The organism is Pseudonocardia sp. N23 (genome assembly GCF_002583555.1).
Classification (GTDB): Bacteria; Actinomycetota; Actinomycetes; order Mycobacteriales; family Pseudonocardiaceae; genus Pseudonocardia.
Genome location: NZ_BEGX01000114.1, coordinates 79,347 through 105,480 on the forward strand (window position 1 = coordinate 79,347; position 26,134 = coordinate 105,480).

The following is a 26,134-nucleotide window of genomic DNA, read 5'->3' on the forward strand; positions in this document are numbered from 1 at the left end:
CGCGGCCTACGCCGCGCGCTACGTCGCCAAGAACGTGGTGGCCGCGGGGCTCGCGCAGCGCGCCGAGGTGCAGGTCGCCTACGCGATCGGCGTCGCCCGGCCGGTGTCGCTGCTCGTCGACACCTTCGGCACGGAGCGCGTGAGCCGCTCGATGATCGAGAAGCTGGTCGCCGAGCACTTCGACCTGCGGCCCGCCGCGTTCCGCTCCTACCTGGGCCTGCACGCCCCGATCTACTCCGCCACCTCCGCGTACGGGCACTTCGGGCGTACCGACGTCGACCTGCCCTGGGAGCGGACCGACCGGGCCGACGCGCTGCGCCAGGCCGCCGGCCTGTGACGGTCCTCGTCGACGGGCGCCGCGCCACCGCGGGCCCGGCCGACGGGATCCACGATCTCGGGCGGCTCGTCGTCTCGTGCGTGGACGGGCCCGGGATCGTCGCGCGCATCTCGTCGTTCCTGCACCGGTCGGGCGCGAACATCGTGCAGTCCGACCAGGACTCCACCGGCGCGACCGGCGGCCGGTTCTTCCTGCGCATCGTGTTCCACCTGCCCGGCCTGGACACCGGCCTGCCGGCGCTGGACGAGGCGTTCGAGTCCGAGGTCGCCGGGCCGCTGGGCGCGACGTACCGGTTCCGGTCGGTGGCCGCCCCGACGCGGGTGGCGCTGTTCGTCTCGCGCTACGACCACTGCCTGCTCGACCTGCTGTGGCGGGCGCGGCGCGGCGAGCTGCCGATCGACGTCGTCACCGTCGTGTCCAACCATCCCGACCTGGCCGGCGACGTCGCGTCGTTCGGGGTGCCCTTCGTGCATGTCCCGGTGACCAGGGCAACCAAGGCCGACGCCGAGCAGCGTCAGCTGGACCTGTTGCGCGGCAACGTCGATCTCGTCGTCCTCGCCCGCTACATGCAGATCCTCTCCGGCGACTTCCTCGACCGCGTCGGCGTCCCGGTGATCAACATCCACCACTCGTTCCTGCCCGCGTTCGCCGGTGCCGGACCCTACGAGCGGGCCCGCGAACGCGGCGTCAAGATCATCGGGGCGACCGCGCACTACGCCACCGAGGACCTCGACGAGGGCCCGATCATCGAGCAGGACGTCGTGCGGGTGACCCACCGCGCGACCGTCGCGGAGCTGACCCGCCGCGGCGCCGACATCGAACGCACCGTGCTGGCCCGCGCCGTGGCCTGGCACTGCGAGGACCGGGTGCTCGTCAACGACCGCACGACGATCGTCTTCTGATGGAGATTCGCTGATGCCTGTCGGAACCACCGCCGTCGCGGGCTCGATCGCGACCGACCACCTCATGCACTTCCCCGGCCGGTTCGCCGACCAGCTCGTCGCCGAACGCCTCGACCGGATCTCGCTGAGCTTCCTCGTCGACGACCTCGTCGTGCACCGCGGCGGCGTCGGCGCCAACATCGCGTTCGGCATGGGTGTGCTCGGGCAGCGCCCGGTGCTCGTCGGCGCGGTCGGCTCCGACTTCGACGACTACCGGTCCTGGCTGGAGCGCCACGGCGTCGAGTGCGGCGCGGTGCTCGTCGTCGACTCCTCGAACACCCCGCGCTTCACCTGCACCACCGACGACGACCAGTGCCAGCTCGCGTCGTTCTATCCCGGCGCGATGACCGAGTCGAAGAACATCGCGCTGGCCCCGGTCGTCGAGCGCTACGGCACCGACCTGCTGCTGGTCGGGGCCAGCGACCCCGAGGCGATGGTCGCCCAGACCGAGGAGGCCCGCGCGCTGGGGCTGGCGTTCGCCGCCGACCCCTCGCAGCAGCTGCCGCGCCTGGACGGCGACCAGTGCCGCACCCTCGTCGCGGGCGCCCGCTACCTGTTCAGCAACGAGTACGAGTGGGAGCTGCTCACCCGCAGGACCGGATGGGACGCCGACGAGATCACCGGCCGGGTGGGCCTGCGGATCACGACGCTCTCGGACAAGGGTGTGCGCATCGTCGGCAGCGACGGGACCGATCTCTCGCTCGGCGTCGTCCCGGCCCGGACGATCAAGGACCCGACGGGCGTCGGAGACGGCTTCCGCGCCGGGTTCCTCGCCGGGATCGACGGCGGGCTGCCCGTCGAACGCGCCGCGCAGCTCGGCACCCTCGTCGCGACGCTGGTCCTGGAGACCGACGGCGCCCAGGAGTGGACGATCTCCCTGGACTCGGACCTGGCCCGCCTGCGCGACGCCCACGGCGCCGCCGCGGCCGAGGAGATCGAGCCGGTCCTGCGCTCCGCGCTGGGTGCCGTGTGAGCGCCCGGCTGATCGACGGGAAGGCCGTCGCCGCCCGCGTCCGCGCATCGGTCGCCCACGACGTCGCCGCGCTCGACCACACGCCCGGCCTCGCGACGCTGCTCGTCGGCGACGACCCCGCGTCGGCGATCTACGTGCGCAACAAGCGCCGGCTCTGCGTCGAGGCCGGGATGGCCGACCTGCACCGGCACCTGCCCGCCGACGTCTCCCAGGCCGAGCTCGCCGCGGTCATCGACGAGCTGGCCGCCGACCCCGAGGTCACCGGCATCCTGCTGCAGCTCCCGCTCCCGCCGCACCTCGACGCCGCCGCCCTCATCGCGCGCATCCCCGCCGACAAGGACGTCGACGGGCTCACCGAGGTCAGCGCCGGCCGGCTCGCGCTGGGCCGTCCCGGGCTGCGGCCCTGCACCCCGAGCGGTGTCATGGTGCTGCTCGACGAGGCCGGGGTGGAGCTCTCCGGCGCCGAGGCCGTCGTCGTCGGGCGCTCCGACCTCGTCGGCAAGCCGCAGGCCGCACTCCTGCTGGCCCGCAACGCCACCGTCACGATCTGCCACTCCCGCACCCGCGACCTCGCCGAGGTGTGCCGCCGCGCCGACGTCCTCGTCGTCGCCGCGGGGAAGCCGGGCCTGATCGGCGCCGACGCGGTGAAGGCGGGCGCGACGGTGATCGACGTCGGCATCCACCGCGGCGAGCACGGCCTGGTCGGCGATGTCCGCACCGCCGAGGTCGCCGAGGTCGCGGGCGCGATCACCCCGGTCCCCGGCGGCGTCGGCCCCATGACGATCGCGATGCTCCTGCGCAACACCGTGACGGCCGCCAAAGGCCTGTGAGTGCACCACACGACCTGCGGTACCGGCCGGAGCGGACCCACCCGCCCACGGGCTGCAGGTCGACCAGACCGCGACCGACGACAACGAGCATCCGGGCCCGCCCTGAGCACCCGGCTCAGTCGACCGGGACGACCGTCCCGGAGATGACGCCCTCGGTCTCGCTGTACGGGCGCGCGATGACGTGCGAGGTGCACAGCTCGCCGACCCGGGCCGCGGCCGCGGCGCCCGCGTCGACGGCGGCCCTCACCGCGCCGACCTCGCCGCGCACGAGCACCGACACCATGCCGTCGCCCACCATCCGGTAGTCCTCGACCTCGACGTTCCCGGCCTTCACCATCGCGTCGGCGGCCTCGATCGCGCCCACCAGACCCCGCGTCTCGATCATCCCGAGCGCACCGCTGCCGGCCATCGTGGCTCCCTTCGCCGCTGCGCCCGACGATACCCGCCGGTGACGAGCGCAACTCGTCGGCGACGTGCGCACGGCCGAGGTCGCCGACGTCGCGGGGTCGATCACCCCGGTCCCCGCCGGCGCCGGCCCCGTGACGATCGCGATGCTCCTGCGCAACACGGTGAGCGCCGGTGAGTGACCTCCGGCGCCGGGACCGCCGCCGAGCTCGACCCGGGACCGGTCCGACCCTGGTCTGTCCGGTCTGTCGTCGACCCAGGCGCACAGGTCGTGGCCCGGGTCGTCCGTCCGCCTCTCGGGAGCCGACCTGTGCCTCGGGTGCGCGTCCGTCCGGGTCGTCCCGACCCGGCCGCTCCGCGCCGCCGCCCCCCGCCCACCTGCGCGAGGGCCGCGCCATCGGCCTATCTGGCCCGGACAACGCCGATGGACAGTTCTATCCGCGCGGTCCATCGGCGACGCTGGTGATCCACGGCACTGTGACGGACGCAACTCCCGTGTGGCCACGCCGCGCGGCCCCGCACGGTCACCTGCGGGCGGCACGGCCGGGCGACCCACCAGTTCAAGGAGGAACATCCATGGCCGACGTGCTGGCCGAGGGCTACAACGTCTTCGACACCGGTAAATCCCCCAGCGGAACGGTGAAGTACCTGGAGTCCCCGGCCGACGTGATCGGTCTGATCCAGTCGGGCAAGCTCGGCGAGCACATCCTGCTGGTGCAGGGCGGCACGACGACGTTCCTCGCCCCGGCGCTGAGCATGGGCGCCATCGGCGTCATCACGATGTCGGGCGCACCCGAGTCGCACCTCGGGATCCTGTCCCGCGAGTTCCAGACCCCGTGCGTCATGACCGCGTACCTGACCACGAGCGACTCCCGCTACGTCGTGGGCAGCACCGACCCGTCGCACTTCGAGGAGATCGCCAAGGTCCTGGACGGACGAAAGGTACGGCTCGACTGCACCGACAACGAGGTCGGCCGCATCGTGGCGGACGACTGAGGACCGGGGAGCACACGATGACCACGACCGAGGGCAAGCGCGCCACCTACAAGCAGCGCTACGAGACCGACGACGACGGCCTCCGCTTCCAGAGCCTCACCTACACCGGCAACTTCGTCGGCCTCGAGCCCGTCACCGACGGCATCAAGGGCGACAAGATGCTCAAGGAGCGGGCCAGGAGCAAGGTGCTGGAGAAGGTCTCCAAGGACGACGTGCTGAACCCGCAGTTCAGCATCGACGAGCTCAACGACCTGAACAACTACCTGGCCTGGAACATCTGGGACGTGCTCGTCATGCGCGCCACCGAGGGCGTCAGCGGCATGATCCCGCGCCAGGAGTACGAGATCCTGGCCTTCATGCACGAGTTCTACCGGTGGCCGGAGATCCTGCGCATGACCACCGACGAGGTCGGGGCCCAGGGCATCCTGGACATCGGCGCCTCCGCCCGCCGGGAGATCGGCACCAAGGTCAACTCCGTGCACGACTGGTGCATCGGCGCCGTCGGGTTCGGCATGGGCCGCTGCGGGCTGCTGGCCCTGGAGGCCATCGGTCCCGACGACTACGTCGCCGAGTCGAACGAGATCCTCAAGTTCATGCAGCGCGTGCTGTGGGGCAAGCGCCAGGACGGCTACATCCTCAACTCCCAGGACCGCTACCGCTGCCAGATCCACGAGCAGGACTTCCTCGACCAGCTCGTGGGCCAGATCGAGACGCTGGAGCCGGGCAGCCCCAAGCACGGGTCGTTCACGCAGTTCAACGCAGCGACCGAGCTCCTGGCGTTCCTGCACCACTACGACAACCGGCTCGGCCTGGGCGACACCGGTCCCTACGAGCTGCCCGACGGCAACCTGCTCATCCTGCGCGACCTGTTCGTCAACGAGGAGATCTACCACTGGTCCGACGTGTCCGAGGACGCCGGCCTGCCCTACTCCTACACCCTCGCGATGATCATCGACCCGGAGAAGATGTCGCTGGAGGAGATCCGCGTCAACGACATCTCCACCACCTTCACCAGGCCCAAGAACTACATCGAGGCGATCATCGGCGGGGCGGTGTTCGCCCGCCAGAAGTGGGACACGCCCATGGGCGAGGTGTACCCGATCGCGATCGACGACCTCGGTGACCACCTGCCCCGCGTGCAGCAGGCCACGCTGAAGCTCTACACGAAGACGTCGAAGATGTGCCGCCGCGACCTGATCTGGAACGGCCAGTACGTCTACTACGTCGACATGATCCTTCCGCACCTGCGCAAGGCCGGCACGTACGAGAAGGCCTGCCGCGACTACGACCTGTGGGAGATCGACCAGCGGGTCTCCAACTACTACTACGACATCACCAAGCGCGGCTTCGCGCAGGAGACGGTGCCCAGCAAGATCTTCTCGGGTGCCGGTTACCTGCCCTTCTCCGACAAGGCGAACCTGCGCAGCTCCAAGGGCCGCTGGTTGTAGGTCGGCCGTCCGTTCCCATCTCCGGGCGGCGTGGCGGACCCCGCCACGCCGCCCGGTCCTGCCGTGAAGGGGCATCCATGTCCGCGCTCGTGACCGACAAGACCGACTACGACGTGCTCAACGTCGTCGCGCTCAAGAAGATGGCCACCCAGCAGGTGGTGGCCGCGGCCTCCGGGGTCGGCGAGGCCGACGTCGGGCCGGTCCTCGCCCGCCTCGCCGAGCAGGGGCTGGTCGTCATGGCCGCAGGCTCCGCGTTCCCGACCGACTCCGCCGAACCCGCGCTCGCCGACGCCGCCGCCCGTCTCTATGTCGCGGTGCGCGCCGACCCCGGCATCGGCGAGCTCGTCGGGCGGTTCGAGCTCGTCAACTCCCAGTTCCTGACGACGATGTCGGCGTGGCAGCAGATCGACGTCGGCGGCCGCAAGGTCGCCAACGACCACTCCGACTCCGAGTACGACGACAAGATCATCGGCCGGCTGGACAAGCTGGTCGCGCGGCTCGGCCCGCTGCTCGACGCGCTCGCCGGCCACGACGCCCGGTTCGGCACCTACCCCGCCCGCTTCACCGCCGCCGCGACCGCCGTCGACCAGGGCCGCCACGAGTTCGTCTCCTCCCCCACCCTCGACTCCGTGCACAACATCTGGTTCGAGTTCCACGAGGACCTGCTGCGCACGCTGGGCCGGGCCCGGACGGAATGAGCGGCTTCACGCGCGCCTTCGCCGACGCCGACCCCGACGACGTCGACTGGCTGGGCGGCAAGGGAAGCGGGCTCGTGCGGATGACCCGCCAGGGCCTGCGGGTGCCGCCCGGCTACGTGGTCGGCACCGGGGCCTGCCGCGCCTACCTGACATCGGGGACGCTTCCCGACGGCCTGCTCGACGAGGTGCACACCCGCCTCGCCGCCCTGGAGGCGCAGGCGGGCAAGACCTTCGGCGGCGGTCCGCTCCCGCTGCTGCTGTCGGTGCGGTCCGGGGCGCCGATCTCGATGCCCGGGATGATGGACACGATCCTCAACCTCGGGCTCGACCGGGGCGCCGCGGTCGCGCTCGCCGAGGCCACCGGGGACAGCCGGTTCGTCGCCGACGTCGTCGCACGGTTCCACACCATGTACGCCGAGACCGTGCTCGACGCCCTCGACCCCGGCGCAGGCGTCGACGCGCTGGTCGCGGCCGTCGACCCCGGCGAGGATCCGGGCGCGGTGTACGACCGCGTCTGGGCGGCGTGCGAGGAGACACTGCTCGACGAGACGGTTCCCGCCGACCCCCGTGAGCAGCTGGCCGGCGCGATCGAGGCCGTGTTCCGTTCCTGGAACACCCGCCGCGCCCGCACCTACCGCGAGTTCCACGGGATCCCGCACGACCTCGGCACCGCGGTCGTCGTCCAGTCGATGGTGTTCGGCAACCTGTCCGACGACTCCGGCTCCGGCGTGGTGTTCACCCGCGACCCGGTGACGGGTGAACCCGGCCTGTTCGGCGAGTACCTGGCCCACAGCCAGGGCGAGGACGTCGTTGCCGGCACCCGCACCCCCGACGCGGTCGCCGACGCGCTGGCCCCCGGGCTGCTCGCCGAGCTGCGGGGGACGGCCGCCGACCTGGAGCGCGCCCAGGGCGACGTGCTCGACATCGAGTTCACCGTCGAACGGTCGACGCTCTACCTCCTGCAGGTGCGCAGTGCCAAGCGCACGCCCGAGGCCGCCGTCCGGATCGCCGCCGACATGATCACCGAGGGTCTGACGACGTCCGCCGCCGCGCTGCGCGGCGTCTCCGCCGAACAGGTCCGGCAGGTGCAGCGACCGGGCTTCGACGACGCCGACGTCGAGGCCGCCAGATCCGCCGGACGGCTGCTGACGAGCGGCATCGGGGCATGTCCCGGCCAGGTCAGCGGGATCCTGGTGCTCGACCCCGACCGGGCGGGCGAACGGGCTGCCGAGGGCGCCGACGTCGTGCTCGCCCGCACCGTGACCAGCCCGGCCGACCTGCACGGGATGATCGCCGCGCAGGGCATCGTCACCGCGACGGGCGGCTCGACCAGCCACGCCGCCGTCGTCGCCCGCGCGCTCGGTACCACCTGCGTCGTCGGCGCCGGGGCGTTGCACGTCGACGAGGCCGCCCGGACCCTCTCGGTGGACGGCCGGACGCTGCGCGAGGGCGACGAGGTCTCGCTCGACGGGTCCACCGGCGAGCTGTTCGCCGGCCGGTTCGCCGTGTCGACGCCCGCGGCCGCCACCGGCGCGCTGGGCGCGCTGCTGGGTGTCGCGGCCGACGCCGCCGGTGCGGAGGTCCTCGCCCGGGTCACGCTTCCCTCGGACGTCGCGGTCGCCCGTGAGGCCGGCGCGACCGGCCTGGTCACCGCGGTCGACGACGTGCTCGTCGCGACCGGGCACCTCGACGGCCTCGTGGCGCACCTGCTCGCCGACGGCGGCAGGCCGGCCGCCCTCGACGGGGTCGCCGACCTCGTCGAGCGCGAGTTCGCGCCGATCCTGGCCGCGGCGGGCGACGTCGAGATCGGGGTCCGCGCGATCGACCTCGTCGCCGACGAGGCCCGTGAGCTGCTGCAGCAGACCGCCGTCACCACCCGGCACCCGGAGCTGACCGTGCCGCTCGGGCGGCCCGCGCTGCTGGAGGCGCAGCTGCGCGGGCTGGCCCGCGCCACCGTGAACGCCGGTGGCGGGTCTCGGGTCCACCTGGCCGTGCGGCACGTGTCCGATCCCGCCGAGGCCGCCGCCCTGCGCGAGCTGGGCCGCGACACCGGGGTCGGGGTCGGCGCCTACCTGACCGGGCCGCGAGCCGCGTTCGCCGCCAAGGAGATCGCAACGGCCGGCGACGTGCTGTGGGTCGAGGTGCGGACGCTGCAGGCCGCCGTGTTCGGCATCCCCGCGCGGCACCTGCTCACGGCGGAGCCGCTCGACGACTACGTGCGCCGCGGCCTGCTGTCCTGCGACCCGCGCGTCGCCCTCGACCCGGCCGTCGAGGACCTGCTCGTGCGGGTCGCCGCCGCGCAGGGTGGGGGCTGCCGGATCGGGATGCGGCTGTCGGGCCGGGTCTCGGAGCAGATGGCCGCGCAGCTGCACGGCCTCGGCTTCCGCCGGTTCGCCGTCGACGTCGGCGAGGTCCGCCCGCTGTTGCTCGCGCTGGGCAAGGCCGCGCTGCAGTAACCGATGCGCGCACGGGGACCTGCGAACCCCGCGCGCACCCTGACGGTCGTTCCGGACCCTCCGGACGACCGTGAGGTTGCGCGCGGGTCGTTCCTGCCCGGTCTGCCGGACGAGTCAGACACCGGTGAGCAGGCCGCCGCGCAGCCGGGCCAGGTCCTCGTCACCGATGCCGCGCTCGTGGGCCCAGTCCCGGGCACCGCCGAAGCGGGCGTCGAGCTCGGCGAGGAAGCCGCGGATCGTGTACTCCAGTGCGTCGTAGACCTCGCCGGGGACCGTCGCCATGTGGTCTCGGTAGCGCGGCCAGCCCAGGAACCGCTCCTTGATCCGTGGCATGTTCGACCCCGACCGCAGGTAGTCGGCGACGACGTCCTCGTCGTCGACGCCGAGCAGCCGCAGCAGCAGCGCGACGACGAGCCCGGTCCGGTCCTTGCCCGCCGCGCAGTGCAGCAGCACCGGCCGCCCGGCCATGGCCGCGACGATGCGCACGACCGTCGAGAGCACGGAGGTGGGCGACTCGAGGTGCTCGACGTAGAACCGCAGGCTCTGCTCGTGGGCGGGGAGGTCCGAGACGGGCAGGTCGCGCAGCGGGGCGTTGAGGTAGCTCACCGGCACCTCGGCCATCGGGCCCCGGCCCTCGGAGACTGCCTCGGACCCGATCCGCAGGTCCACGATGAGCTCCAGTCGCAGCCGTTCGGTGAGGTGGACGACGTCGGCCGGGGTGAGAGCCTGCAGGGTGTCGCTGCGGAACAGCACACCCGACCGGACGCGCAGGTCCGCACCCGCGCGCAGGCCGCCGAGATCGCGGAAGTTGAACGCGCCGTCGAGGCCGCCGGGCCCGTCGGTCACCGGGGACGAGGTGTCGGTCATCGGCGCGCCACCCGGCGGACGGCATCGAGCAGTTCGGCATCGGCCACGCCGGCCGCACGCGCCGCCCTTCCGTCGGGCCGGTGAGCCACCGGACCAGGGGTGGGCGCACGCACAGGGTCGAGCCCGGGCGGCGCCGTCGCAGGGTCCCCGTGCCGCGCCGGCGCGGGCTCCTGGGCGGGGGCGGGCCGGGCGGCCGCGGACCGGCGGCGCCCGCGGCGTACCTCGGCGGCCCGGGCGCGCCCGCCGTCGTCCTCGTCCCCTCGCGAGTGGCGATGGTCGCCATGGCGACCATCGCCACTCACAGGGGTCACCGCGCAGGCGCCCGTTGCGGGGTCGGCGGCGGCGCCGCCCAGCAGGTGGGCGGTGATCTCCTGCGGCCAGAGCGCGACGAACTCCGCGCCGGCCTCGGTCAGCTCCTCGACGCTGTGCATCCCCCACGCCACCCCCACCACCCGGATGCCGACCTCCAGCCCGTCGCGGACGTCGCCCGCGGTGTCGGTGACCAGCACGGTCGCGGCCGGGTCGGGCAGCGGGCGCAGGCCCGCCTCGTCGTAGTCGGCGGCGCAGCGGCGGCCGAAGCCGCTGCCGGGGTCGGCGAGGAACGTCCGGATCGCGGTGCGCTTGTCGGGGGTGACGTCGCCACCGAACACGTGCGCGAAGCAGAACGCGAGGTCGTTGGTGGTCAGCACGCGGCGCAGCACCTCCATCGCGTTCGACGACATGACCGCCAGCGTGGAGGTGCTCGCGAGCCGGCGCACGACGTCGGCGACGCCGGGGACGAGCGGCGGGGTGTACTCGCGGCGCAGCAGGCGCAGGAACTCCTCGCGCACCTGCGCGGCGTGCACGTCGTCGCGGCACAGCTTCGCGATCGAGTCGTAGATGTTGCCGCGGAACAGGTCGAAATAGCGTTCGGGCTCGTCGACGCCCAGCGCGAAGCGCCGGTTGATCTTCTCGAAGACCTCCCAGGACGCGATCCGCGTCTGGACGAGCGTGCCGTCCAGGTCGAAGATCACCGCCTGGACCGGCGGGGCACTCATTGTCGGCTCACGTGCGGGCTGCGGCGGCGTGCACGCGGTCGTAGACACGGCCCAGCTCCCCCATGCCGACGAAGTCCATGCACTCGCCGTACGCGGTCCGGCCGTCGAACGTCCAGCGCAGCAGGCTGTTGTGCCCGACGACGCCGGGCTGCGACTGCCACGGGAACGTCGTGAGCGCGTCCCCGACGGCGTCCCAGCTGCGGCCCTCGGCGTCGGTCACGGTGAACTCGACGTGCTCGGGGTACAGCCCCGACCGGGTCGTCTCCCCCGAGCCGGACGCCAGCCCGCGGACGACACCGTTGTCGAGCACGTAGCCGTGGGTCATGGTCAGCGGGGAGGGGCCGTCGGGGCCGTTGTCGGTGGTGAAGTCGAACAGCGCGTGCACGGCCAGCTCGGGGCCGACGTGGGCGTGCATCCAGCTCAGCCGCGACGTCTGCCGCTCGGCGCGCACTCCCCAGCTGTGGTCCATCGTGGACACGCAGTCGATCGGGGTGGTCGTCCCGCGCAGCCGGATCTCACCTTCGAAGCGGCCCGTCTGGTCGAAGTGCCCGGCGTATGCATGTCCCCAGGTCAGGTCCATGTCGCGGCCCGCGGCCCGAGGGTCCTGGTCGGGGTCGTTGATGTCGTAGGGCTCCATCAGCGCGGTGTAGCGGAAGTGCAGCTCGAGGTCGGCCGCGGCGTCGGAGTAGTCGACGTCCCAGACCTTGTTGGGCTCCGAGCAGACGACGCGCAGCCCGTTGGCCAGCGAGTAGTCGCACAGGTTCGACGGCTGCGGGACGACGAGGTGCTCCCACGCGTCCCAGTAGTCGGCCGCCCACGGCATCGTGACCCGGCGGCTGTTGACCGACACCGTCGACCCGACGACGCCGAGCGGCTCGCGGAACAGGCCGTAGACACCGATGTTGAGCGGTCGGCCGGTGTCCTGACCCGCGTAGAGGCCGAAGTAGTTCGTCTCGGCCCACAGTGGGTCGTCGCTGGTCGGGGCGTGGAACTGCGCGTCCTCCGGACGGATCACCGATGAGCCTCCTCGCGCGGGTGCGTCGTGTCCGACCAGTCTGGTCCGTCCCGCACCCGCGGCCAGTACGTCGACGGACAACGGCACCCGGCGACGTTGTCCCGGCGGGATAGCGCCGCCGCGTGATCGGCCGCCCTACTGTCCGGCCAGCGGAACCGCCCGGTGCGGCCCGCCGACCGACGGAGGTGACCCGGCATGCAGCTGGCCACGGTGCTGGGCCAGGTCGTCTCGACGGTCAAGGACCCCGGGCTCGAGCGGTTCACCCTGCTGCTCGTGCAGGACGCCGCCGACGTCGACCCCGAGCAGACGAGCGGGACGGCCTACGTGGCCGTCGACGTCGTCGGCGCCGGGGTGGGCGAGGTCGTCCTGGTCGCCGCCGGCGGCGCCGCACGGGTCGCTGCCGGCGCCGACGCCCCGACCGACCGTGCGGTCGTCGCGATCGCGGACACCGTGATCCGGTCGGGGACGGTCACCTACCGCAAGACCTGACGCCGGCGGACAGCCCGCTCCGCGCAACACCACGACCTGCACCACCACGACATGGAGGACGACATGGCGACCACCGCCGCAGGCTCGACGCCGCAGGGCGCCCTGGGCCTGATCGAGACCAGGGGCCTCGTCGGTGCCATCGAGGCCGCCGACGCGATGGTCAAGGCCGCGAACGTGCAGGTCGTCGGGCACCGCGAGATCGGCGGCGGCCTGGTGACGGTGATGGTGCGTGGTGATGTCGGCGCGGTGAAGGCCGCCACCGACGCCGGCGCGGTCGCCGCGGGCAAGGCGGGCGAGGTCGTGTCCGTCCACGTCATTCCGCGCCCCCATGAGGAGACCGAGGGCATCCTCGCCGTCCTCACCCGCCCGAAGAGCTGACCCGGCGCACGGGTGCGGGCCACGCGTGACGCGGCCCGCCGCCCCGCCGTGCCCGCACGTCCGTCCGACCCCCGAGGTGGGAGATGACCGCAGCACTGGACGCCGACCTGGCCGGCCTCGCGGACGTCCGCGTGAAGGCCCGGGCCGCGAGGCGCGCGTTCGAGCAGGCCGAGGGCACCGACCAGGACACGCTCGACGGATGGGTGCGGGCGATGGCCCGCGCCGGGACCGCCGCCGCCGAGGAGCTGGCCCGGCTCGCCGTCGACGAGACCGGCTACGGCGTCTACGAGCACAAGATCCACAAGAACCGCTACAACACCGGCTTCGTCGCGCGCTGGATGCTGGAGCGCCGGGCGGTCGGGGTCCTGTGGGTCGACGACGAGGCCAGGGTCACCGCGGTCGGCTGCCCGATGGGCGTCATCGCGGGGATCATCCCCGTCACCAACCCGACGTCGACGGCGCTGTTCAAGTGCCTGGCCGCGGTGAAGTCGGGCAACGCCGTCGTCCTCGCGCCGCACCCGCGAGCGGCCCGGTGCACGCTGCGCGCCGCGGAGGTCATGGCCGAGGCCGCGACGAGAGCCGGCGCCCCCGAGGGGCTGATCTCCTGCCTGGAGAACCCGACCCTGCCCGCGACGGCCGAGCTGATGAGCCGCAAGGAGATCGCCCTCGTCCTGGCGACGGGCGGGCCCGGCATGGTCCGCGCCGCCTACTCCAGCGGGAAGCCGACCATCGCGGTCGGCGCCGGGAACGTGCCCGCCTACGTCGGTGCCACGGTCCCCGACGCGGCCGAGGCCGCCGAGATGATCATCACCTCGAAGTCGTTCGACAACGGGACCGCCTGCGTCGCCGAGCAGTCCGTCGTCGTCGTCGACGCCGTCGCGCCGGCGTTCCTGGCCGCGTTCGAGGCCCGCGGCGCCTACTGGATGAACGCCCCGCAGCAGGCCGCGCTGGTGCGGGTGCTGTTCGACGAACGCGGTGCGCTGCGCCCGGACGCGGTCGGGCAGACCGCGATCAGGCTCGCCGAGCTGGCCGGGTTCGGCGTCCCGTCGACGACGCGGGTACTGGCCTGCGAGCTCGACCGCGTCGGCGCCGAGACCCCGCTGTCGCGGGAGATCCTCGGGCCGGTGCTGTCGGTCTACCGGGTGCCCGACGCCGGGGCCGGGCTGCGCCGGTGCCGCGAGATCCTCGCGCTCGACGGCGAGGGCCACACCACCGCGGTGCACGCCGCGGACCCGGAGGAGATCGCGCCGTTCGGGACGCTGCCGGCGGGACGGATCGTCGTCAACACCCCGGCGCTCTTCGGCGGCATGGGTTTCTCGACGGAGGTCGACCCCTCCTTCCAGCTGGGCACCGGCACGTGGAGCGGGTCGATCTGCTCGGACAACGTGACGCCGTTGCACCTGATCAACATCAAGCGGATCGCCCACGAGGTCCGGCCGTGGCGCACGGTCTACGACCCGGTGGAGCTCTAGTGCCGGCCGTGGCCGACTCCGTCCACGATCTCCTCGTCGAGGCCGCCGCCGGCTCCGGCGCGCCGACCGACGGTGCACGCCTGCAGGTGGGTGTCGACCTCGGCACGGCCAGCTGCGTGCTCGTCGTGCTGGCCGACGGCCGGCCGGTGCGGGTCGACTCCAGGCCGTCGGGGGCGCTGGCCGACGGCGTCGTCGTCGACTTCGCACGCGCCGTCGCTTCCGTCCGCGGCCTGCGTGAGGCGGCGCAGGACGCGCTCGGCACGTCCCTGACCCGCGCCGCCACCGCCTACCCGCCCTGCATCCCCACCGCCGACGCCCGCGCGTGCACCTTCGTCTGCGAGGCGGCGGGTTTCGACGAGGTCGCGCTCGTCGACGAGGTCACCGCCGCGCAGCGCACCCTCGACGTGCGCGACGGCGTCGTCGTCGACGTGGGCGGCGGGTCGACCGGGGTCGGGGTCTACCGCGACGGCGCGCTCGTGCGCCTCGACGACCGTGCGGGCGGTGGCCACCACCTCGACCTCGTCCTCGCGGGTGCCCTCGGTCTCTCGCTGGAGGACGCCGAGCCGTACAAGAGGGCCCACCCCAGCGAGGCGCTGCCCGTCCTGGTCCCCGGGCTGCAGCGGATCGCGGAGAACGTCCGCGCGCTGACCGTCGGGCACGAGGACCTGCCGCTGCACCTCGCGGGCGGCGCACTGATGATCCCCGGCGCGGGCGACGTGCTGGCCGGCTACCTGGAGCGAACCGTCGTGACCTACCCGCACGCCCTGCTGATCACCCCGGTCGGGATCGCGAGGTCGGCGCCGTGACGACCTCCAACCCGGCGCCGACGTTGCGCACCTATGCCTTCGTCGACCGCATGCAGCCACAGTGCGCGGCGCACATCGCAGCCACCAGCCCCGGCGACGTCCCGCTCGCGGGCATGGCCGAGCTCTACATCGAGATGGCGCCGGGCAACGAGGTGTTCCGCGCCGCCGACATCGCGCTCAAGGCGGCCGGGGTCCGGCCCGCGCTGCAGATCATCGAGCGCGAGTTCGGGCTGCTGGAGATCCACTCCGAGCAGCAGGCCGAGGTGCTGGCCTCGGGGCAGGCGGTGCTCGACTCGCTCGGCATGACCGAGGCCGACCGGATCAGACCGACGATCGCGTCGACGCAGTTCATCACCAACGTCCACCCCTACCAGGCGCAGCTGCTCAACAAGTGGCGCAAGGGATCCATGCTCATGCCGGGGCAGAGCCTGTTCGTCATGGAGGTCGCGCCCGCCGCCTACATCGCCGTCGCGGCCAACGAGGCGGAGAAGGCGGCGTCGATCACCGTGATCGAGCTGCGCGCGGTCGGCCGGTTCGGCCGGATGTTCCTGTCGGGCACCGAGAGCGAGGTGGAGACGGCACGCGACGCGGCCGTCGCGGCGCTGGAGGGCATGCACGGGCGGGAGGACCGCCGATGACGGTGTGGGGGGCGGCGGCCGTCGACGAGGCGGCCGGGGCCGGGGTCGTCCACGTCGGGGCCCGCGACGTCGTGACGCCGCTGGCCCGGGAGCGGGCCCGGGAGCTGGGGGTCGAGATCGTCGTGGGCTCCCCCACCGCCCTTGTGTCCCCCGCGGCCCTGCCCACCGCCGGGCCGCCCCTGGCCACCCGTCCGCTCCCCGACCCCGCTTCGGTGTCGGCCCGACCGGGTTCCGCGCCGCGGCCCGTCCGCCCACCGTCGGGCGCACTCTTCCGCCGGGGTGCACCGCTCGCCCCGTCGTCCGGGCGCCCGTCCCCGCGTCGCGGCAGCGCCGCGGACGGCCGCGGCGGCCGGGTCGCTCGGGTCGGACGGGTCGTCGTCGTCGGCGCGGGGAACGTCGGGATGATCGCCGCGATGCGGCTCGCCGACGCCGACACGTTCGACGAGGTCGTGCTCGTCGACATCGACGAGGGCCGCGCCGCCGGCATCGCGCTCGACCTCAGCCACACCGCGGCGCTCAGCGGGTTCACGACGCGTGTCCGCGGCGTCGGCACCGTCGAGGAAGCTGGCCACGCCGCCTACGTCGTCCTCACCGCCGGCCGCCCCCGCACACCCGGGATGAGCCGCTCGGACCTGATCGCGACGAACGCCGAGATCGTCGGCGACGTCGCCGCCCGGGTCGCGCGCACGTCGCCGGACGCGGTGATCGTCGTCGTCACCAACCCGCTCGACGAGATGACCCAGCACGCATGGGTGTCGTCGGGCTTCCCGCCGCAGCGGGTCGTCGGGATGGCGGGGGTGCTCGACACCGCCCGGTTCCAGGCGCTCGCCTCGCTGGCCGGCGCCGGGGCGGCCGACGGTGTCGCCGCGTGGGCGCTGGGCAGCCACGGCGAGGAGATGGTCATCCCGTTGTCGCAGGCCACAGCGGGTGGACGGCCGATACTGGAGCGCGTCGGGCCTGCTGACCTCGACGCCGCCGTCGACCGCGCCCGCGGTTCGGGCGCGGAGGTCGTCGGGCTGTTGCGCTCGGGAAGTGCGTTCATGGCGCCGGGGATGTCGGCGGCCCGGATGGTGCTCGCGATGGTCGCCGACCGCGGCGACGTCATGCCCGCCGCGGTGCTCGCCGACGGCAGCTACGGCATCCGCGACGTCTACGTCGGGCTCCCCGCCCGCCTGGGCCGCGGGGGTGTGCTGGGGATCGTCGAGCTGGACCTGCGACCCGCCGAGCTCGCGGCGCTGCGGGAGGCGGCCGAGCGCATCAGGGAACGGCTGGGCGCGCTGACATGAAGGCGGTCCTCTTCGCGGGCAACGGAACGGTGACCGTCGAGTCGGTGGCCGAGCCCGTGGTCGAGGACCCCGCCGACGCGGTCGTCCGGGTCCGCCGCGCCGCGGTGTGCGGCACCGACCTGCACGCCGTCACCCACGGCGAGCACCTGCCCCGCGGCAGTGTGCTGGGCCACGAGTACGTCGGCGAGATCGTCGGGACCGGCCCCGCGGTGCGGGGCCACCAGGTCGGGGACCTCGTCGTCGGCGCGGACTTCACCGCGTGCGGAACGTGCTGGTGGTGCCGCCGCGGCGACCACTGGGAGTGCCCGCAGCGGCGGTTCTTCGGCACCGGTGCTGCGTACGGACCGCCGTTGGCGGGCAGCCAGGCCGAGCTCGTGCGCGTCCCGTTCGCCGACACGGTGCTGCGCCCGGTGCCCGCCGGGATCGCGCTCGACGCCGCCGTCTTCCTCGGCGACACCCTCGCCACCGGTTACGCGGCCGTCCGTCGCGCGGAGCTCACCCCGGGCGACACCGTCGTCGTCCTCGGTGGCGGGCCCGTCGGACAGCTGACGAGCCTGACCGCGCAGGCGTGCGGCGCGGGGACCGTCATCGTCGTCGAGCCCGTCGCCGCACGCCGCGACCTCGCCGCGCGCGAGGGCGCCGTCGTCGCCGACCCCACGATCGCCGAGGCGATCGTCGCCCACCTGACCGACGGCCGCGGCGCCGACGCCGTGATCGACGCCGTCGGCGGCACGCTGGGCCTCGACACCGCGTTCACGCTGGTCAGGCGGCGTGGCACGATCGTCTCGGTCGGCGTGCACACCGACGCGACGTTCGCACTGCCCGTCGCCCGCGCCTTCGCCGACGAGCTGACGATGCGGTTCGCGATCGGCGACCTCATGCGCGACGGGGAGGCGCTCGTCGCGCTCGTCGCGTCCGGTGTGCTGGACCCGACGGTCGTCGCGAGCGGGACCGTCGCGCTCGACGACGTTCCAGAGGCGTACCGGGCGATGGCGCAGCGACGTACGCTCAAAACGCTGATCGCGACCTGACGGCCGGGGGTGACATGACGCCAGCCGAGTCCCGGCAGCTCCCGGCCCTCGCCGTGGCAGGTCACCCGGGCCTGCCGACCCTGCTGGGGTCGATGCCCGCGGACCTCGCGGCCGCGTCCGGCGACGTCGCCGCACTCGCATCGCTGCTGATCGGCACGCCCGTCACCGTCGCCGCGTGGGCGGACGGTGGCTGGCGGGCGCTGGCCGGAGCCGGGACGGGGCTGGCCGGGCTGCCGCGCGCCGGGCCGCCCACGCACCGGGCCGCCGAGCGCCGCGGGCTCGTGGCACCTCCCGGCACGGCCGTGGCGCTGTGCTGGGACCCCGCGACCGACGTCGACCCCGGCACCCGCTGCATGCTGCGCCAGGCCTGCGTATGGCTGTCGCTGGCCCAGGCCGGGCGTTCGGCCACCGGCCGGGTCGAGGACGCGGACGCCGAGGCGGAGGCCGTGCGGGAGGTCGTCGCCCAGCTGCTGACCGCGCGCGACGTCGACCAGGCCCTGCACACCATCGCCGAGCGGACGCTGCGGCTGCTGGAGTCCGACATCTGCGGCGTCATGCTCCGCGAGGACGACGTCGTGCGGATGCGCGCGTGCGTCGGCAACCGGGTCACCGAGACCGCCCGGCTGCGCATGCACCGCGGCCAGGGCGTCGCCGGGCTGGTGTTCCTCACCGGGGAACCGGCGAAGGTCGACTCTTACCTCGAGGACGAGACGATCAGCCACGACTTCATGTCGCTGGCCGCGAAGGAGGAGACCCGCTCCGCGCTGGCGGTCCCGCTGCGGCTGCACGGCGAGTTCGTCGGCGTCCTGGAGGTGTGGCGGCGCCGCACGTCGATCTTCACCGAACGCGACGTCCGCCGGATGGTCACCCTCGCCGACTTCGCGGCCGTCGCCATCGACAACGCGCGCCTGCACGACGAGCAGGCCGCCGCCACCGCCGACGCCGAACGCGCCCGCGACGCGCTGCAGCACCAGGTCGCCGTGCTCGGCCGCAGCTCACGGCTGCAGCAGGACCTGCTGACGACGGTCGTCGAGGGCGGCGGCCTCCCGTCGATCGTGCGGACCGTCGCCTCGGAGCTCGACTGCGAGGTCGGCGTCTACGGCCCCGACGGCACCCTGCTCGCCTCGCACAGCGGACGACGGCTGGTGTCGGCGCTGCCCGCGACCGTCGGCAGGCCGGGCAGGCGCCGGCGCAACGCCGCCGACCGCAGCTGGGTCCGGCCCGTGTACGCCGACGGCGACCAGGTCGGGCAGGTCGTGCTGCTGCCCGGTGGCGGCTCGGACGAGATCATGGAGGCCACCGCGGGTCAGGTCGCGATGGCCTGCTCGCTGGCCCTGCTGCGCGAACGCGCCGCGAGCCGGGCCCGGGCCGAGGCGACCGAGCAGGTGTTGTGGGACCTGCTGCAGGGCCCCGTCGAGCACCGGCTCGCCGCACGGGCCCGCGCCCAGCAGCTGGGCGTCGCCCTCACCGGGTCACTGCGCGTCGTCCACGGCCGGATCGAGGACGTCGAGACCCTCGCCGCCGACCACGGCTGGGACACCTCCGGCACCGAGCGGCTGCGCCGGAAGGTGCTGCGCACCGTCCGCACGCTCGACGACGGTCGGGGGCTGGCACTCGCGAGCCTGCGCGGGGACCTGCTCGTCGCGATCGCGTCGGACGTCGGCCGCGGCGAGGCGAAGGACCTGGTCAACGCCTTCTCCGCGGCCGTGCGCACCGAGTGGCCCGACCTGCGCATGACGTGGGGCATCAGCCGCGAGCACAGCGACGTCGTCGACCTGCCGGGCGCCTGGAACGAGGCCCGCACCGCGCTGTCGGCGGCGCGCCGGCTCGGCGGGGAGAACGCGTTCCTCTACGAGGAGCTCGGCATCGTGCGGCTGCTGCTGGGCTCGGGCGACGACCCCGACCTGCAGACGTTCATCGACGACGTCACCGGCCCGCTCGTGGCCTACGACCGCGACAACGACGGTGCGCTGATCCGGACGCTCCGCGCCTTCTTCGACGCCGACTGCTCCCAGAGGGTCGCCGCCGAGCGGCTGTTCGTGCACCACAAGACGCTGCGGTACCGGCTGGAGCGGATCCGTCAGCTCACCGGGCTCGACCTGAGCCGCCATGAGGACCGGATGCGCGCCGACTTCGCGCTGCGGCTGCTGCAGGTCAACCAGACGGCGACCGACGACGGCGAGCAGCCGGGCTGATCCGCGGGCTCAGTCGAGCGGGACGACCGCCGCGCCGATGACGCCCTCGGTCTCGCCGTGCGGGCGCGGGATCACGTGCGAGGTGTAGAGCTCGCCGACGCGGGCGGCGGCCGCGGCGCCCGCGTCGACGGCAGCCTTGACCGCGCCGACGTCACCGCGCACCAGCACCGACACCTGCCCGTTGCGCAGCGCCCGGTAGCCCTCGACCGTGACGTTCGCGGCCTTCACCATCGCGTCCGCGGCCTCGATCGCCCCCACCAGACCCCGCGTCTCGATCATCCCGAGCGCACCGCCGCCGGCCATCGTGGCTCCCTCCGCCGCTGCGTCCAACGGTATTGCCCCTCTGCCCCGACGACGCTGTCCCGCAGGGACAACCGCGGGCGCCCCTGTTGTCCGCCCCCACCCGTGAGTGGCGACCTTTCCGTACCCGGGCCGGGACAGGGGCGAGCGTCGCAACGTGCGACAGTCCGCCGGTTCCCGGTGCTCGCGGCCCTAGCCTGGGACGGTGGACCCCACCGGCGTCGAGGCCGCCGCGCAGCGGTTCCGTCGGACGGGTCGCATCGACCCGGCCTGCGACGCCGTGCGCCCCGAGGTCCTGGCGTCGTGGCTGCGGACGGTCGACGCGGGGGTGCGGCTCGACACCGTCGGCGCCCGCTACGTCGGGCACGAACCCGGCCGGTCGGCGGTCGCGGAGGCCGACGAGGTGTTCGCCGCGTTCTTCGCCCTGGTCCCGCGCCCGCGCTGCTCGGTGGTGCTCGTCGACCACGACGGCGTCGTCCGGGTCCGCCACGACGGCGACCCCGCGCTCGCCGCACTGCTCGACGGCGTGCTGGTCACGCCCGGTTTCCGCTGCGCGGAGGGGGACGTCGGCACCACCGCGGCGGCGCTGCTCCCCCACACCGGCGCCATCGTGCGCGTCGACGGGCCCGAGCACCTGCATCCCGAGCTGACCTGGCTGTCGGAAGCCGCCGCGACCGTGCACCGGACCGATGGCGCAGCACCGGACGCGGTCGTCGTCCTGCATCACGTCGCGGACACCGACGACACCACGGCCGCGCTGGCGGGCCTGCTCGCCGACCGGGTCTCCCAGGCGGTCGCCGACCGCGCGCACCGCCGCGGCCTGCTCGTCCACCGTGCCTTCACCGCGGCGCGCGACACCGGCGCCGAGTGGACGGTCGCCACCGACGGCGACGTCCTGCTGACCTGCCCGGGCGTGCGCCGGCTGGGGCACGACGACCAGCGCGCGCTGGCCGACCTCGCACTCGCCGCCGCCGTCCTCGGTGAGGCCGACGCGGGCGAGCGGCACGTCGACCTCCCGTCCGGGCACTGCGCGGGTCTCGCCGTCGAACCCGTGACCGACGCGGGGGTCGTCGCCGGGTGCGTCGTCGCGGGCGGGCCGATCGACCACGCGACCCGCGCGGCCGTCCCCGAGGCGGTGCGGCGGCAGGGCTCGCACGTGGCGCCGACGGCCCGTCGCGACTACGCCGCCGACCTGCGCGGCGGCGACCACTCGGCGCGGCTGCACGCCGAGGCCCGGATGCGCGCCAACCGCGAGCTGCTCAGTCCCTACCTGCGAGCCCGCCACGAGGTCGCGGCCGCGGTCGGGCGACGCCGCCACCAGCTGCTCATCGGGGAGGCGGGCGTCGGCAAACAGACGTTGGCGGTGGGGCAGTTCCGCCGGGCGCACCCGTCGGCGATGGTGCACGTCGTCGACTGCTCACGGATCGGCGACTCCGCGAGCGGCCCCGATCCTCTCGACCGTGTCGCCCGCGAGCCCGGCGACCGCCCCCGGCTGCTCGTCCTGCGCCAGATGAACCTGCTCTCCCCCGTCGCCGCGCGGCGTCTCGACGAGTCCCTGCGCACCCTGGTCGCGATGCCGGACCCGCTGGTCGTCGCCGGGTGCATCGACACCGCCTCGGCCGACGCGACCCGCCCCTACGGCCTGCTGCTGCGGCATTTCCACGAGACCGTCCGGGTGCCGGCGCTGCGCTACCGCGCCGACGAGCTGGGCGACATCGCGCTGTCGATCCTGCACGGGCTCGCGGGTGGACGGTCGCTGCGGCTGAGCATGCAGGTCGTGCGGGTGCTGGAGGGCTACGCGTGGCCGGGCAACGTCCGCGAGCTGGAGGACGTGCTGCGCTACGTCGTGGCCCGAAAGCCCGTCGGCGTCATCCAGGCCCCCGACCTGCCGCCGTCGTGCTTCGCGCACCGGGCGCCGCGGATGTCGATGCTCGAGGCCGCGCAGTGCGACGTCATCATCCAGGCGCTCTACGAGGCCCGCGGCAACCGCTACAAGGCCGCGGAGATGCTCGGGATCGCCCGATCGTCTCTCTACCGCAAGATCGACGCCTTCGGGATCTCCTACATCGGGTGAGTGTCCCGATCCCGGGTCACCCGGCTCCGCAGGCTCCGCGCGTGGCAGCGGGATGGTCCCAGATCGGGACAGGCATCAGTGGTCCACGTCACTAGCGTCGGTGACGCCGACGCGGTCCACGTGTCGGCCCGCCCCCTGCGACCGACGGAGTGAGCAGATGAAGGCACTGGTCTACCACGGCCCCGACGACAAGCGCTGGGAGGACGTTCCCGACGCCACGATCCAGGACCCGACCGACGTCGTCGTCCGCGTCGACACGACCACGATCTGCGGCACCGACCTGCACATCCTGCAGGGCGACGTGCCCGCGGTCACCGACGGGCGCATCCTCGGCCACGAGGCCGTCGGGACCGTCACCGAGGTCGGGGCCGCGGTCAGCGGTTTCGCCGTCGGCGACCGGGTGCTCGTGCCCGCGATCACCAAGTGCGGCCGCTGCGAGTACTGCCAGCGCGGGATGCCGTCGCACTGCCAGACCGTCGGCGGGATCGGCTGGATCTTCGGCCACCTCATCGACGGCACCCAGGCCGAGTTCGTCCGCGTCCCCTACGCCGACACCTCCCTCTACGCCGTCCCCGAGGGTGTCTCCGACGACCAGGCGATCTTCCTCGCCGACTCCCTGCCGACCGGCTACGAGGTCGGCGTCCTCGCCGGCGGCGTGCGGCCGGGCGACACGGTCGCGGTGGTCGGCGCCGGTGCGGTCGGGCTGTCCGCCGTGCTCACGACCGGGCTGTGGGGCGCGTCGCGGGTCATCGCGATCGACTCCAACAAGTTCCGGCTGGAGAAGGCGCTGGAGTTCGGCGCCACCGACGCGGTCGAGGTCGGCCCCGGCACCGTCGGCGACGTCACCGCGCTGACCGACGGGCTGGGTGTCGACGTCGCGATCGAGGCGGTCGGATACCCGGAGACGCTGCTGACAGCGGCATCGCTCGTCCGGCCCGGTGGCACGATCGCGAACGTCGGCGTCCACGGCACGCCCGTGGAGCTGCCGATGCAGGACATGTGGATCAGCAACGTCACGCTGACCATGGGCCTGGTCGACACCGTGTCCATCCCGACACTGCTGAAGATGGTGGCCAGCGGCCGTATCCCGGCGGAGAAGATGGGCACGCACCGGTTCACGTTCGGCCAGATCGACGAGGCCTACGACGTGTTCAAGAACGCCGCGGCCAACCAGGCCCTGAAGGTCGTCATCACCCCCTGACCCCTGCCCCCGGGGTCACCCGTTGTGCAGGAACGGCACTTTCCGTCAGCCGAGTGGCGGGAGAGTGCTGTTCCTGCAACGAGGCCGGGGAGCGCGCAGGACAGTCCGGTCGACACCACCGGTACCTGCCGGATCTGTCGCTGGTCGCGGTCGGGCACTCATGGCGGCCGTGATCGACGCCTCCGATCCCGCGTGGGGTGTGCACTTCCAGGTGTTCGCCCGGTCCGAGCCGGTGCCGACCGGCACGTTCCGCTACGCCACGCCCTTCGACGAGCTCTGCCGAGACGAGCTCTGACGGGAAGAGCTCTGCTGCCGCGAGGTCACGACGTGCTCGGCCAGCGACGGCCGGCGTGTCATCGTCCAGTAGTCCACGAGCTTCCACGGGCTGTTGGTGACGACGCGGCCCGCGGCGTTGCGGTACCAGGTGCTCATCCCGGGGTGGGTCCAGATCATGTTCTCGTGGGCGGCGTCGACGCGGGCGACGTAGTCCTCGGTCACGTCCCGGCGCACCTCGACGGCGGCGACGTCCGCGGCGACCATCTCGCGCAGCAGCTCGACCACGTAGTGCACCTGGCACTCGGCGTGGAACATCGTCGAGCCGCCGTGCCCGAGGTTCGTGTTGGGCCCGTACATCAGGAACAGGTTGGGGAAGTCGGGGACCTCGATCCCCAGGTGGGCCCAGGCGTCGTCGTCACCCCACTGCTCGCGCAACGACGCGCCGGACCGGCCGCGGATGTCCAAGGGGTGCAGCATCCTGCGGGCGGAGAAGCCCGTCGCGAAGACCAGGACGTCGACGTCGTGGCGGCCACCGTCGTCGGTGACGACCGTGCTGCCGTCGATCGCCGCCACCCCTGAGGTGACGAGGGAGACGTCGTCGCGGCGCAGGGTGGAGAACCAGTCGCAGTCGAGCAGCATCCGCTTGCCGTAGGGCGGGTAGTCGGGCAGCGACTTCCCGATCAGGTCGTCGCGGTCGCCGAGCTGCTCACGCAGGTAGCGGGTGAAGAACTCGCGGTGCTTGTCGTTGACCGCGTTGATCGACCGGCCGTCACCGGTCGTGTGCGAGTGCTCCCACGCCGGGTCGCGCTGCAGCGTCGGGTGCAGCTTGTCCTGGAACATCCACATCAGCCGCAGCCGGTACCAGGGCCGGTACCAGGGGACCTGCTCGAACAGCAGCTGGGTGCGGGGATCGACCTCACGCAGGTAGTTGCCGTTGGGCGCGACCCACTGCGGTGAGCGCTGGAAGACGACGACGGAGCCGGCCTCCTCCGCGATCGTGGGCACGACCTGCATCGCCGACGCCCCGGTCCCGACGACGCCGACGCGCTTGCCGGCCAGGTCGACCGTGTGGTCCCACTCGGCGGTGTGGAAGGCCGGGCCCGGGAAGGTGTCGAGCCCTGGCAGGGCGGGGACGACGGGGCGGTTGAGCTGCCCGACGGAGCTGACGAGCACGTCGCTCACCAGCTCGGACTCGACGCCCCCGGAGACGATCCGCGTCCGCCACACCGACTCATCGGCGTCCCAGGTCGCGCCGACGACCTCGGTGCCGAACCGGATGACCGGGAGCAGGCCCTCCTGGTCGGCGACGCGGCGCAGGTAGGCGAGGATCTCGGGCTGCTTGGCGTAGTAGCGGGTCCAGCTCGCCCAGGGCGCGAAGGAGAACGCGTAGAGGTGGCTCGGGGTGTCGACGCCTGCGCCGGGGTAGTCGTTGTCGAGCCAGGTGCCGCCGACGTCGTCGTTGCGTTCGAGGATCGTGACGTCGACGCCGATCCGGCGCAGGGCCGTGCCTGCGCAGATGCCGGAGATGCCGGCGCCGATGATCACCACGGAGAGGTCCGCGCCGAGCGGCGGCCCGTCGAAGGTGTCCGACGGGACGAAGCCGGCGTCCTCGGCCATCGAGACGGAGTACTCGTGGGGGACCTGTTCGCCGAGGGAGTCGCTGAGGATCGCGACGAGGTCGTCGCCGAGCGGTGGCGCCACGACCGGCCGGGTGCCGGCGCGCAGGTCGCGCAGCACGTCGAGGACGGCGTCGCGGATCTCCTGCTGGATCTCCTCGGGCAGCCCACCGGTGTCGTTGTCGTTCATCGCGATCGTCCGCGACGGCCGGTAGGGCGGCTCGAACCAGCGGGGGTCGCCGGTCATGGTGCGCAGCACGAGCAGCAGCGTGGGGATGTTGCCGGCGACGAGTGCGTCGCGCAGGGCGGCGTCGTCCGCAGTGACGGCGGGCAGGTCGACGGGACCGAGCATCAGTTTCCCTCCAGGCC

General features: G+C 73.4%; 25 protein-coding genes and 1 pseudogene. 20 read left to right on the forward strand and 6 right to left on the reverse strand.

The window, feature by feature from the left end; genetic code table 11:
• The 4 genes from TOK_RS34445 to folD form a co-directional block, all read left to right on the forward strand.
• The coding region (locus TOK_RS34445) for a methionine adenosyltransferase domain-containing protein (protein ID WP_253258618.1) at positions 1-337 on the forward strand (337 nt) is incomplete at its 5' end.
• On the forward strand, positions 334-1,239 hold the full coding sequence (purU, locus tag TOK_RS24630; protein ID WP_098960359.1) for a formyltetrahydrofolate deformylase: 906 nt from the start codon (positions 334-336) through the stop codon (positions 1,237-1,239). The genes TOK_RS34445 and purU, both read left to right, overlap by 4 nt.
• A 13-nt stretch (positions 1,240-1,252) precedes the next feature.
• Positions 1,253-2,251: a carbohydrate kinase family protein gene (locus tag TOK_RS24635; RefSeq protein WP_098960360.1), complete on the forward strand. Its 999-nt coding sequence runs from the start codon at positions 1,253-1,255 to the stop codon at positions 2,249-2,251.
• Complete coding sequence (folD, locus tag TOK_RS24640; RefSeq protein WP_098960361.1) at positions 2,248-3,081, forward strand: bifunctional methylenetetrahydrofolate dehydrogenase/methenyltetrahydrofolate cyclohydrolase FolD; 834 nt, start codon at positions 2,248-2,250, stop codon at positions 3,079-3,081. Before TOK_RS24635 ends, folD begins: the two co-directional genes overlap by 4 nt.
• Positions 3,082-3,196: 115 nt before the next feature.
• Here folD and TOK_RS24645 read toward each other — a convergent pair whose 3' ends face one another.
• Complete coding sequence (locus TOK_RS24645; protein ID WP_098960362.1) at positions 3,197-3,490, reverse strand: BMC domain-containing protein; 294 nt, start codon at positions 3,488-3,490, stop codon at positions 3,197-3,199.
• Positions 3,491-3,551: 61 nt separating this feature from the next.
• Here TOK_RS24645 and TOK_RS24650 point away from each other — a divergent pair.
• The 5 genes and pseudogenes from TOK_RS24650 to TOK_RS24670 all read left to right on the forward strand — a co-directional run.
• Positions 3,552-3,668, forward strand: a pseudogene (locus TOK_RS24650) (bifunctional 5,10-methylene-tetrahydrofolate dehydrogenase/5,10-methylene-tetrahydrofolate cyclohydrolase); the annotation flags it as partial.
• A gap of 394 nt (positions 3,669-4,062) precedes the next feature.
• On the forward strand, positions 4,063-4,482 hold the full coding sequence (locus tag TOK_RS24655; RefSeq protein ID WP_098960364.1) for a PEP-utilizing enzyme: 420 nt from the start codon (positions 4,063-4,065) through the stop codon (positions 4,480-4,482).
• Positions 4,483-4,499: 17 nt separating this feature from the next.
• The gene (locus TOK_RS24660; RefSeq protein ID WP_098960365.1) at positions 4,500-5,930 is read left to right on the forward strand and encodes a hypothetical protein; all 1,431 of its coding nucleotides are present in this window, start codon (positions 4,500-4,502) and stop codon (positions 5,928-5,930) included.
• 77 nt (positions 5,931-6,007) lie between these two features.
• Positions 6,008-6,628, forward strand: a complete 621-nt coding sequence (locus TOK_RS24665; RefSeq protein WP_098960366.1) for a hypothetical protein — start codon at positions 6,008-6,010, stop codon at positions 6,626-6,628.
• Positions 6,625-9,084 (forward strand): pyruvate, phosphate dikinase, encoded by a 2,460-nt coding sequence (locus TOK_RS24670; RefSeq protein ID WP_098960367.1) that lies wholly within the window; start codon positions 6,625-6,627, stop codon positions 9,082-9,084. The genes TOK_RS24665 and TOK_RS24670 overlap by 4 nt, the downstream gene beginning before the upstream one ends.
• Positions 9,085-9,198: 114 nt before the next feature.
• Here TOK_RS24670 and TOK_RS24675 read toward each other — a convergent pair whose 3' ends face one another.
• Genes TOK_RS24675 through TOK_RS24685 form a run of 3 tightly spaced genes read right to left on the reverse strand, consistent with a single transcriptional unit; the run spans position 9,199 to position 12,003 of the window.
• On the reverse strand, positions 9,199-9,951 hold the full coding sequence (locus tag TOK_RS24675; protein ID WP_098960368.1) for a tyrosine-protein phosphatase: 753 nt from the start codon (positions 9,949-9,951) through the stop codon (positions 9,199-9,201).
• Complete coding sequence (locus tag TOK_RS24680) at positions 9,948-10,988, reverse strand: HAD family hydrolase (RefSeq protein ID WP_098960369.1); 1,041 nt, start codon at positions 10,986-10,988, stop codon at positions 9,948-9,950. The genes TOK_RS24675 and TOK_RS24680 overlap by 4 nt, the downstream gene beginning before the upstream one ends.
• Positions 10,989-10,995: 7 nt before the next feature.
• Positions 10,996-12,003, reverse strand: coding sequence for a hypothetical protein (locus TOK_RS24685; RefSeq protein WP_098960370.1), 1,008 nt, complete (start codon positions 12,001-12,003; stop codon positions 10,996-10,998).
• A 195-nt stretch (positions 12,004-12,198) separates the two neighbouring features.
• Between TOK_RS24685 and TOK_RS24690 the strand changes: the two genes are divergently transcribed.
• The 8 genes from TOK_RS24690 to TOK_RS24725 all read left to right on the forward strand — a co-directional run bounded on the left by TOK_RS24690 (position 12,199) and on the right by TOK_RS24725 (position 20,298).
• Positions 12,199-12,492, forward strand: a complete 294-nt coding sequence (locus TOK_RS24690) for a EutN/CcmL family microcompartment protein (RefSeq protein WP_098960371.1) — start codon at positions 12,199-12,201, stop codon at positions 12,490-12,492.
• A gap of 63 nt (positions 12,493-12,555) precedes the next feature.
• Positions 12,556-12,870: a BMC domain-containing protein gene (locus tag TOK_RS24695; protein ID WP_098960820.1), complete on the forward strand. Its 315-nt coding sequence runs from the start codon at positions 12,556-12,558 to the stop codon at positions 12,868-12,870.
• A gap of 83 nt (positions 12,871-12,953) precedes the next feature.
• Positions 12,954-14,342 (forward strand): aldehyde dehydrogenase family protein, encoded by a 1,389-nt coding sequence (locus tag TOK_RS24700; protein WP_098960372.1) that lies wholly within the window; start codon positions 12,954-12,956, stop codon positions 14,340-14,342.
• Between the two features lie 8 nt (positions 14,343-14,350).
• Positions 14,351-15,148 (forward strand): ethanolamine utilization protein EutJ, encoded by a 798-nt coding sequence (gene eutJ / locus TOK_RS24705; RefSeq protein ID WP_253258619.1) that lies wholly within the window; start codon positions 14,351-14,353, stop codon positions 15,146-15,148.
• The gene (locus tag TOK_RS24710; protein ID WP_098960374.1) at positions 15,145-15,786 is read left to right on the forward strand and encodes a BMC domain-containing protein; all 642 of its coding nucleotides are present in this window, start codon (positions 15,145-15,147) and stop codon (positions 15,784-15,786) included. The genes eutJ and TOK_RS24710 overlap by 4 nt, the downstream gene beginning before the upstream one ends.
• Positions 15,783-17,072, forward strand: a complete 1,290-nt coding sequence (locus tag TOK_RS24715) for a malate dehydrogenase (protein ID WP_098960375.1) — start codon at positions 15,783-15,785, stop codon at positions 17,070-17,072. The genes TOK_RS24710 and TOK_RS24715 overlap by 4 nt, the downstream gene beginning before the upstream one ends.
• Complete coding sequence (locus TOK_RS24720; RefSeq protein ID WP_098960376.1) at positions 17,069-18,103, forward strand: alcohol dehydrogenase catalytic domain-containing protein; 1,035 nt, start codon at positions 17,069-17,071, stop codon at positions 18,101-18,103. The genes TOK_RS24715 and TOK_RS24720 overlap by 4 nt, the downstream gene beginning before the upstream one ends.
• A 14-nt stretch (positions 18,104-18,117) precedes the next feature.
• Positions 18,118-20,298: a helix-turn-helix domain-containing protein gene (locus TOK_RS24725; RefSeq protein WP_098960377.1), complete on the forward strand. Its 2,181-nt coding sequence runs from the start codon at positions 18,118-18,120 to the stop codon at positions 20,296-20,298.
• A gap of 9 nt (positions 20,299-20,307) precedes the next feature.
• On the opposite strand, the gene TOK_RS24730 is transcribed toward TOK_RS24725, so the two are convergent.
• Complete coding sequence (locus TOK_RS24730) at positions 20,308-20,601, reverse strand: BMC domain-containing protein (protein ID WP_098960378.1); 294 nt, start codon at positions 20,599-20,601, stop codon at positions 20,308-20,310.
• A gap of 202 nt (positions 20,602-20,803) precedes the next feature.
• Here TOK_RS24730 and TOK_RS24735 point away from each other — a divergent pair, with 202 nt between their 5' ends.
• From TOK_RS24735 to TOK_RS34810, 3 genes are all read left to right on the forward strand, one after another.
• Positions 20,804-22,672, forward strand: coding sequence for a helix-turn-helix domain-containing protein (locus TOK_RS24735; RefSeq protein ID WP_098960379.1), 1,869 nt, complete (start codon positions 20,804-20,806; stop codon positions 22,670-22,672).
• Between the two features lie 157 nt (positions 22,673-22,829).
• Positions 22,830-23,873 (forward strand): alcohol dehydrogenase catalytic domain-containing protein, encoded by a 1,044-nt coding sequence (locus TOK_RS24740; RefSeq protein ID WP_098960380.1) that lies wholly within the window; start codon positions 22,830-22,832, stop codon positions 23,871-23,873.
• Between the two features lie 160 nt (positions 23,874-24,033).
• Positions 24,034-24,168, forward strand: a complete 135-nt coding sequence (locus TOK_RS34810; RefSeq protein ID WP_256388004.1) for a hypothetical protein — start codon at positions 24,034-24,036, stop codon at positions 24,166-24,168.
• Here the strand turns inward: TOK_RS34810 and TOK_RS24745 are convergent.
• Complete coding sequence (locus TOK_RS24745) at positions 24,126-26,117, reverse strand: NAD(P)/FAD-dependent oxidoreductase (RefSeq protein ID WP_098960381.1); 1,992 nt, start codon at positions 26,115-26,117, stop codon at positions 24,126-24,128. The two genes, TOK_RS34810 and TOK_RS24745, sit on opposite strands and share 43 nt — an antisense overlap.
• Between the last annotated feature and the right edge of the window lie 17 nt (positions 26,118-26,134).

Excerpts from the sequence above, each read along its gene's own strand:
- TOK_RS24635 (WP_098960360.1), top strand. The coding sequence starts at position 1,253 with ATGCCTGTCGGAACCACCGCCGTCGCGGGCTCGATCGCGACCGACCAC.
- TOK_RS24645 (WP_098960362.1), bottom strand. The coding sequence starts at position 3,490 with ATGGCCGGCAGCGGTGCGCTCGGGATGATCGAGACGCGGGGTCTGGTG.
- TOK_RS24655 (WP_098960364.1), top strand. The coding sequence starts at position 4,063 with ATGGCCGACGTGCTGGCCGAGGGCTACAACGTCTTCGACACCGGTAAA.
- TOK_RS24660 (WP_098960365.1), top strand. The coding sequence starts at position 4,500 with ATGACCACGACCGAGGGCAAGCGCGCCACCTACAAGCAGCGCTACGAG.
- TOK_RS24665 (WP_098960366.1), top strand. The coding sequence starts at position 6,008 with ATGTCCGCGCTCGTGACCGACAAGACCGACTACGACGTGCTCAACGTC.
- TOK_RS24670 (WP_098960367.1), top strand. The coding sequence starts at position 6,625 with ATGAGCGGCTTCACGCGCGCCTTCGCCGACGCCGACCCCGACGACGTC.
- TOK_RS24675 (WP_098960368.1), bottom strand. The coding sequence starts at position 9,951 with ATGACCGACACCTCGTCCCCGGTGACCGACGGGCCCGGCGGCCTCGAC.
- TOK_RS24680 (WP_098960369.1), bottom strand. The coding sequence starts at position 10,988 with ATGAGTGCCCCGCCGGTCCAGGCGGTGATCTTCGACCTGGACGGCACG.
- TOK_RS24690 (WP_098960371.1), top strand. The coding sequence starts at position 12,199 with ATGCAGCTGGCCACGGTGCTGGGCCAGGTCGTCTCGACGGTCAAGGAC.
- TOK_RS24695 (WP_098960820.1), top strand. The coding sequence starts at position 12,556 with ATGGCGACCACCGCCGCAGGCTCGACGCCGCAGGGCGCCCTGGGCCTG.
- TOK_RS24700 (WP_098960372.1), top strand. The coding sequence starts at position 12,954 with ATGACCGCAGCACTGGACGCCGACCTGGCCGGCCTCGCGGACGTCCGC.
- TOK_RS24715 (WP_098960375.1), top strand. The coding sequence starts at position 15,783 with ATGACGGTGTGGGGGGCGGCGGCCGTCGACGAGGCGGCCGGGGCCGGG.
- TOK_RS24720 (WP_098960376.1), top strand. The coding sequence starts at position 17,069 with ATGAAGGCGGTCCTCTTCGCGGGCAACGGAACGGTGACCGTCGAGTCG.
- TOK_RS24725 (WP_098960377.1), top strand. The coding sequence starts at position 18,118 with ATGACGCCAGCCGAGTCCCGGCAGCTCCCGGCCCTCGCCGTGGCAGGT.
- TOK_RS24730 (WP_098960378.1), bottom strand. The coding sequence starts at position 20,601 with ATGGCCGGCGGCGGTGCGCTCGGGATGATCGAGACGCGGGGTCTGGTG.
- TOK_RS24740 (WP_098960380.1), top strand. The coding sequence starts at position 22,830 with ATGAAGGCACTGGTCTACCACGGCCCCGACGACAAGCGCTGGGAGGAC.
- TOK_RS34810 (WP_256388004.1), top strand. The coding sequence starts at position 24,034 with ATGGCGGCCGTGATCGACGCCTCCGATCCCGCGTGGGGTGTGCACTTC.
- TOK_RS24745 (WP_098960381.1), bottom strand. The coding sequence starts at position 26,117 with ATGCTCGGTCCCGTCGACCTGCCCGCCGTCACTGCGGACGACGCCGCC.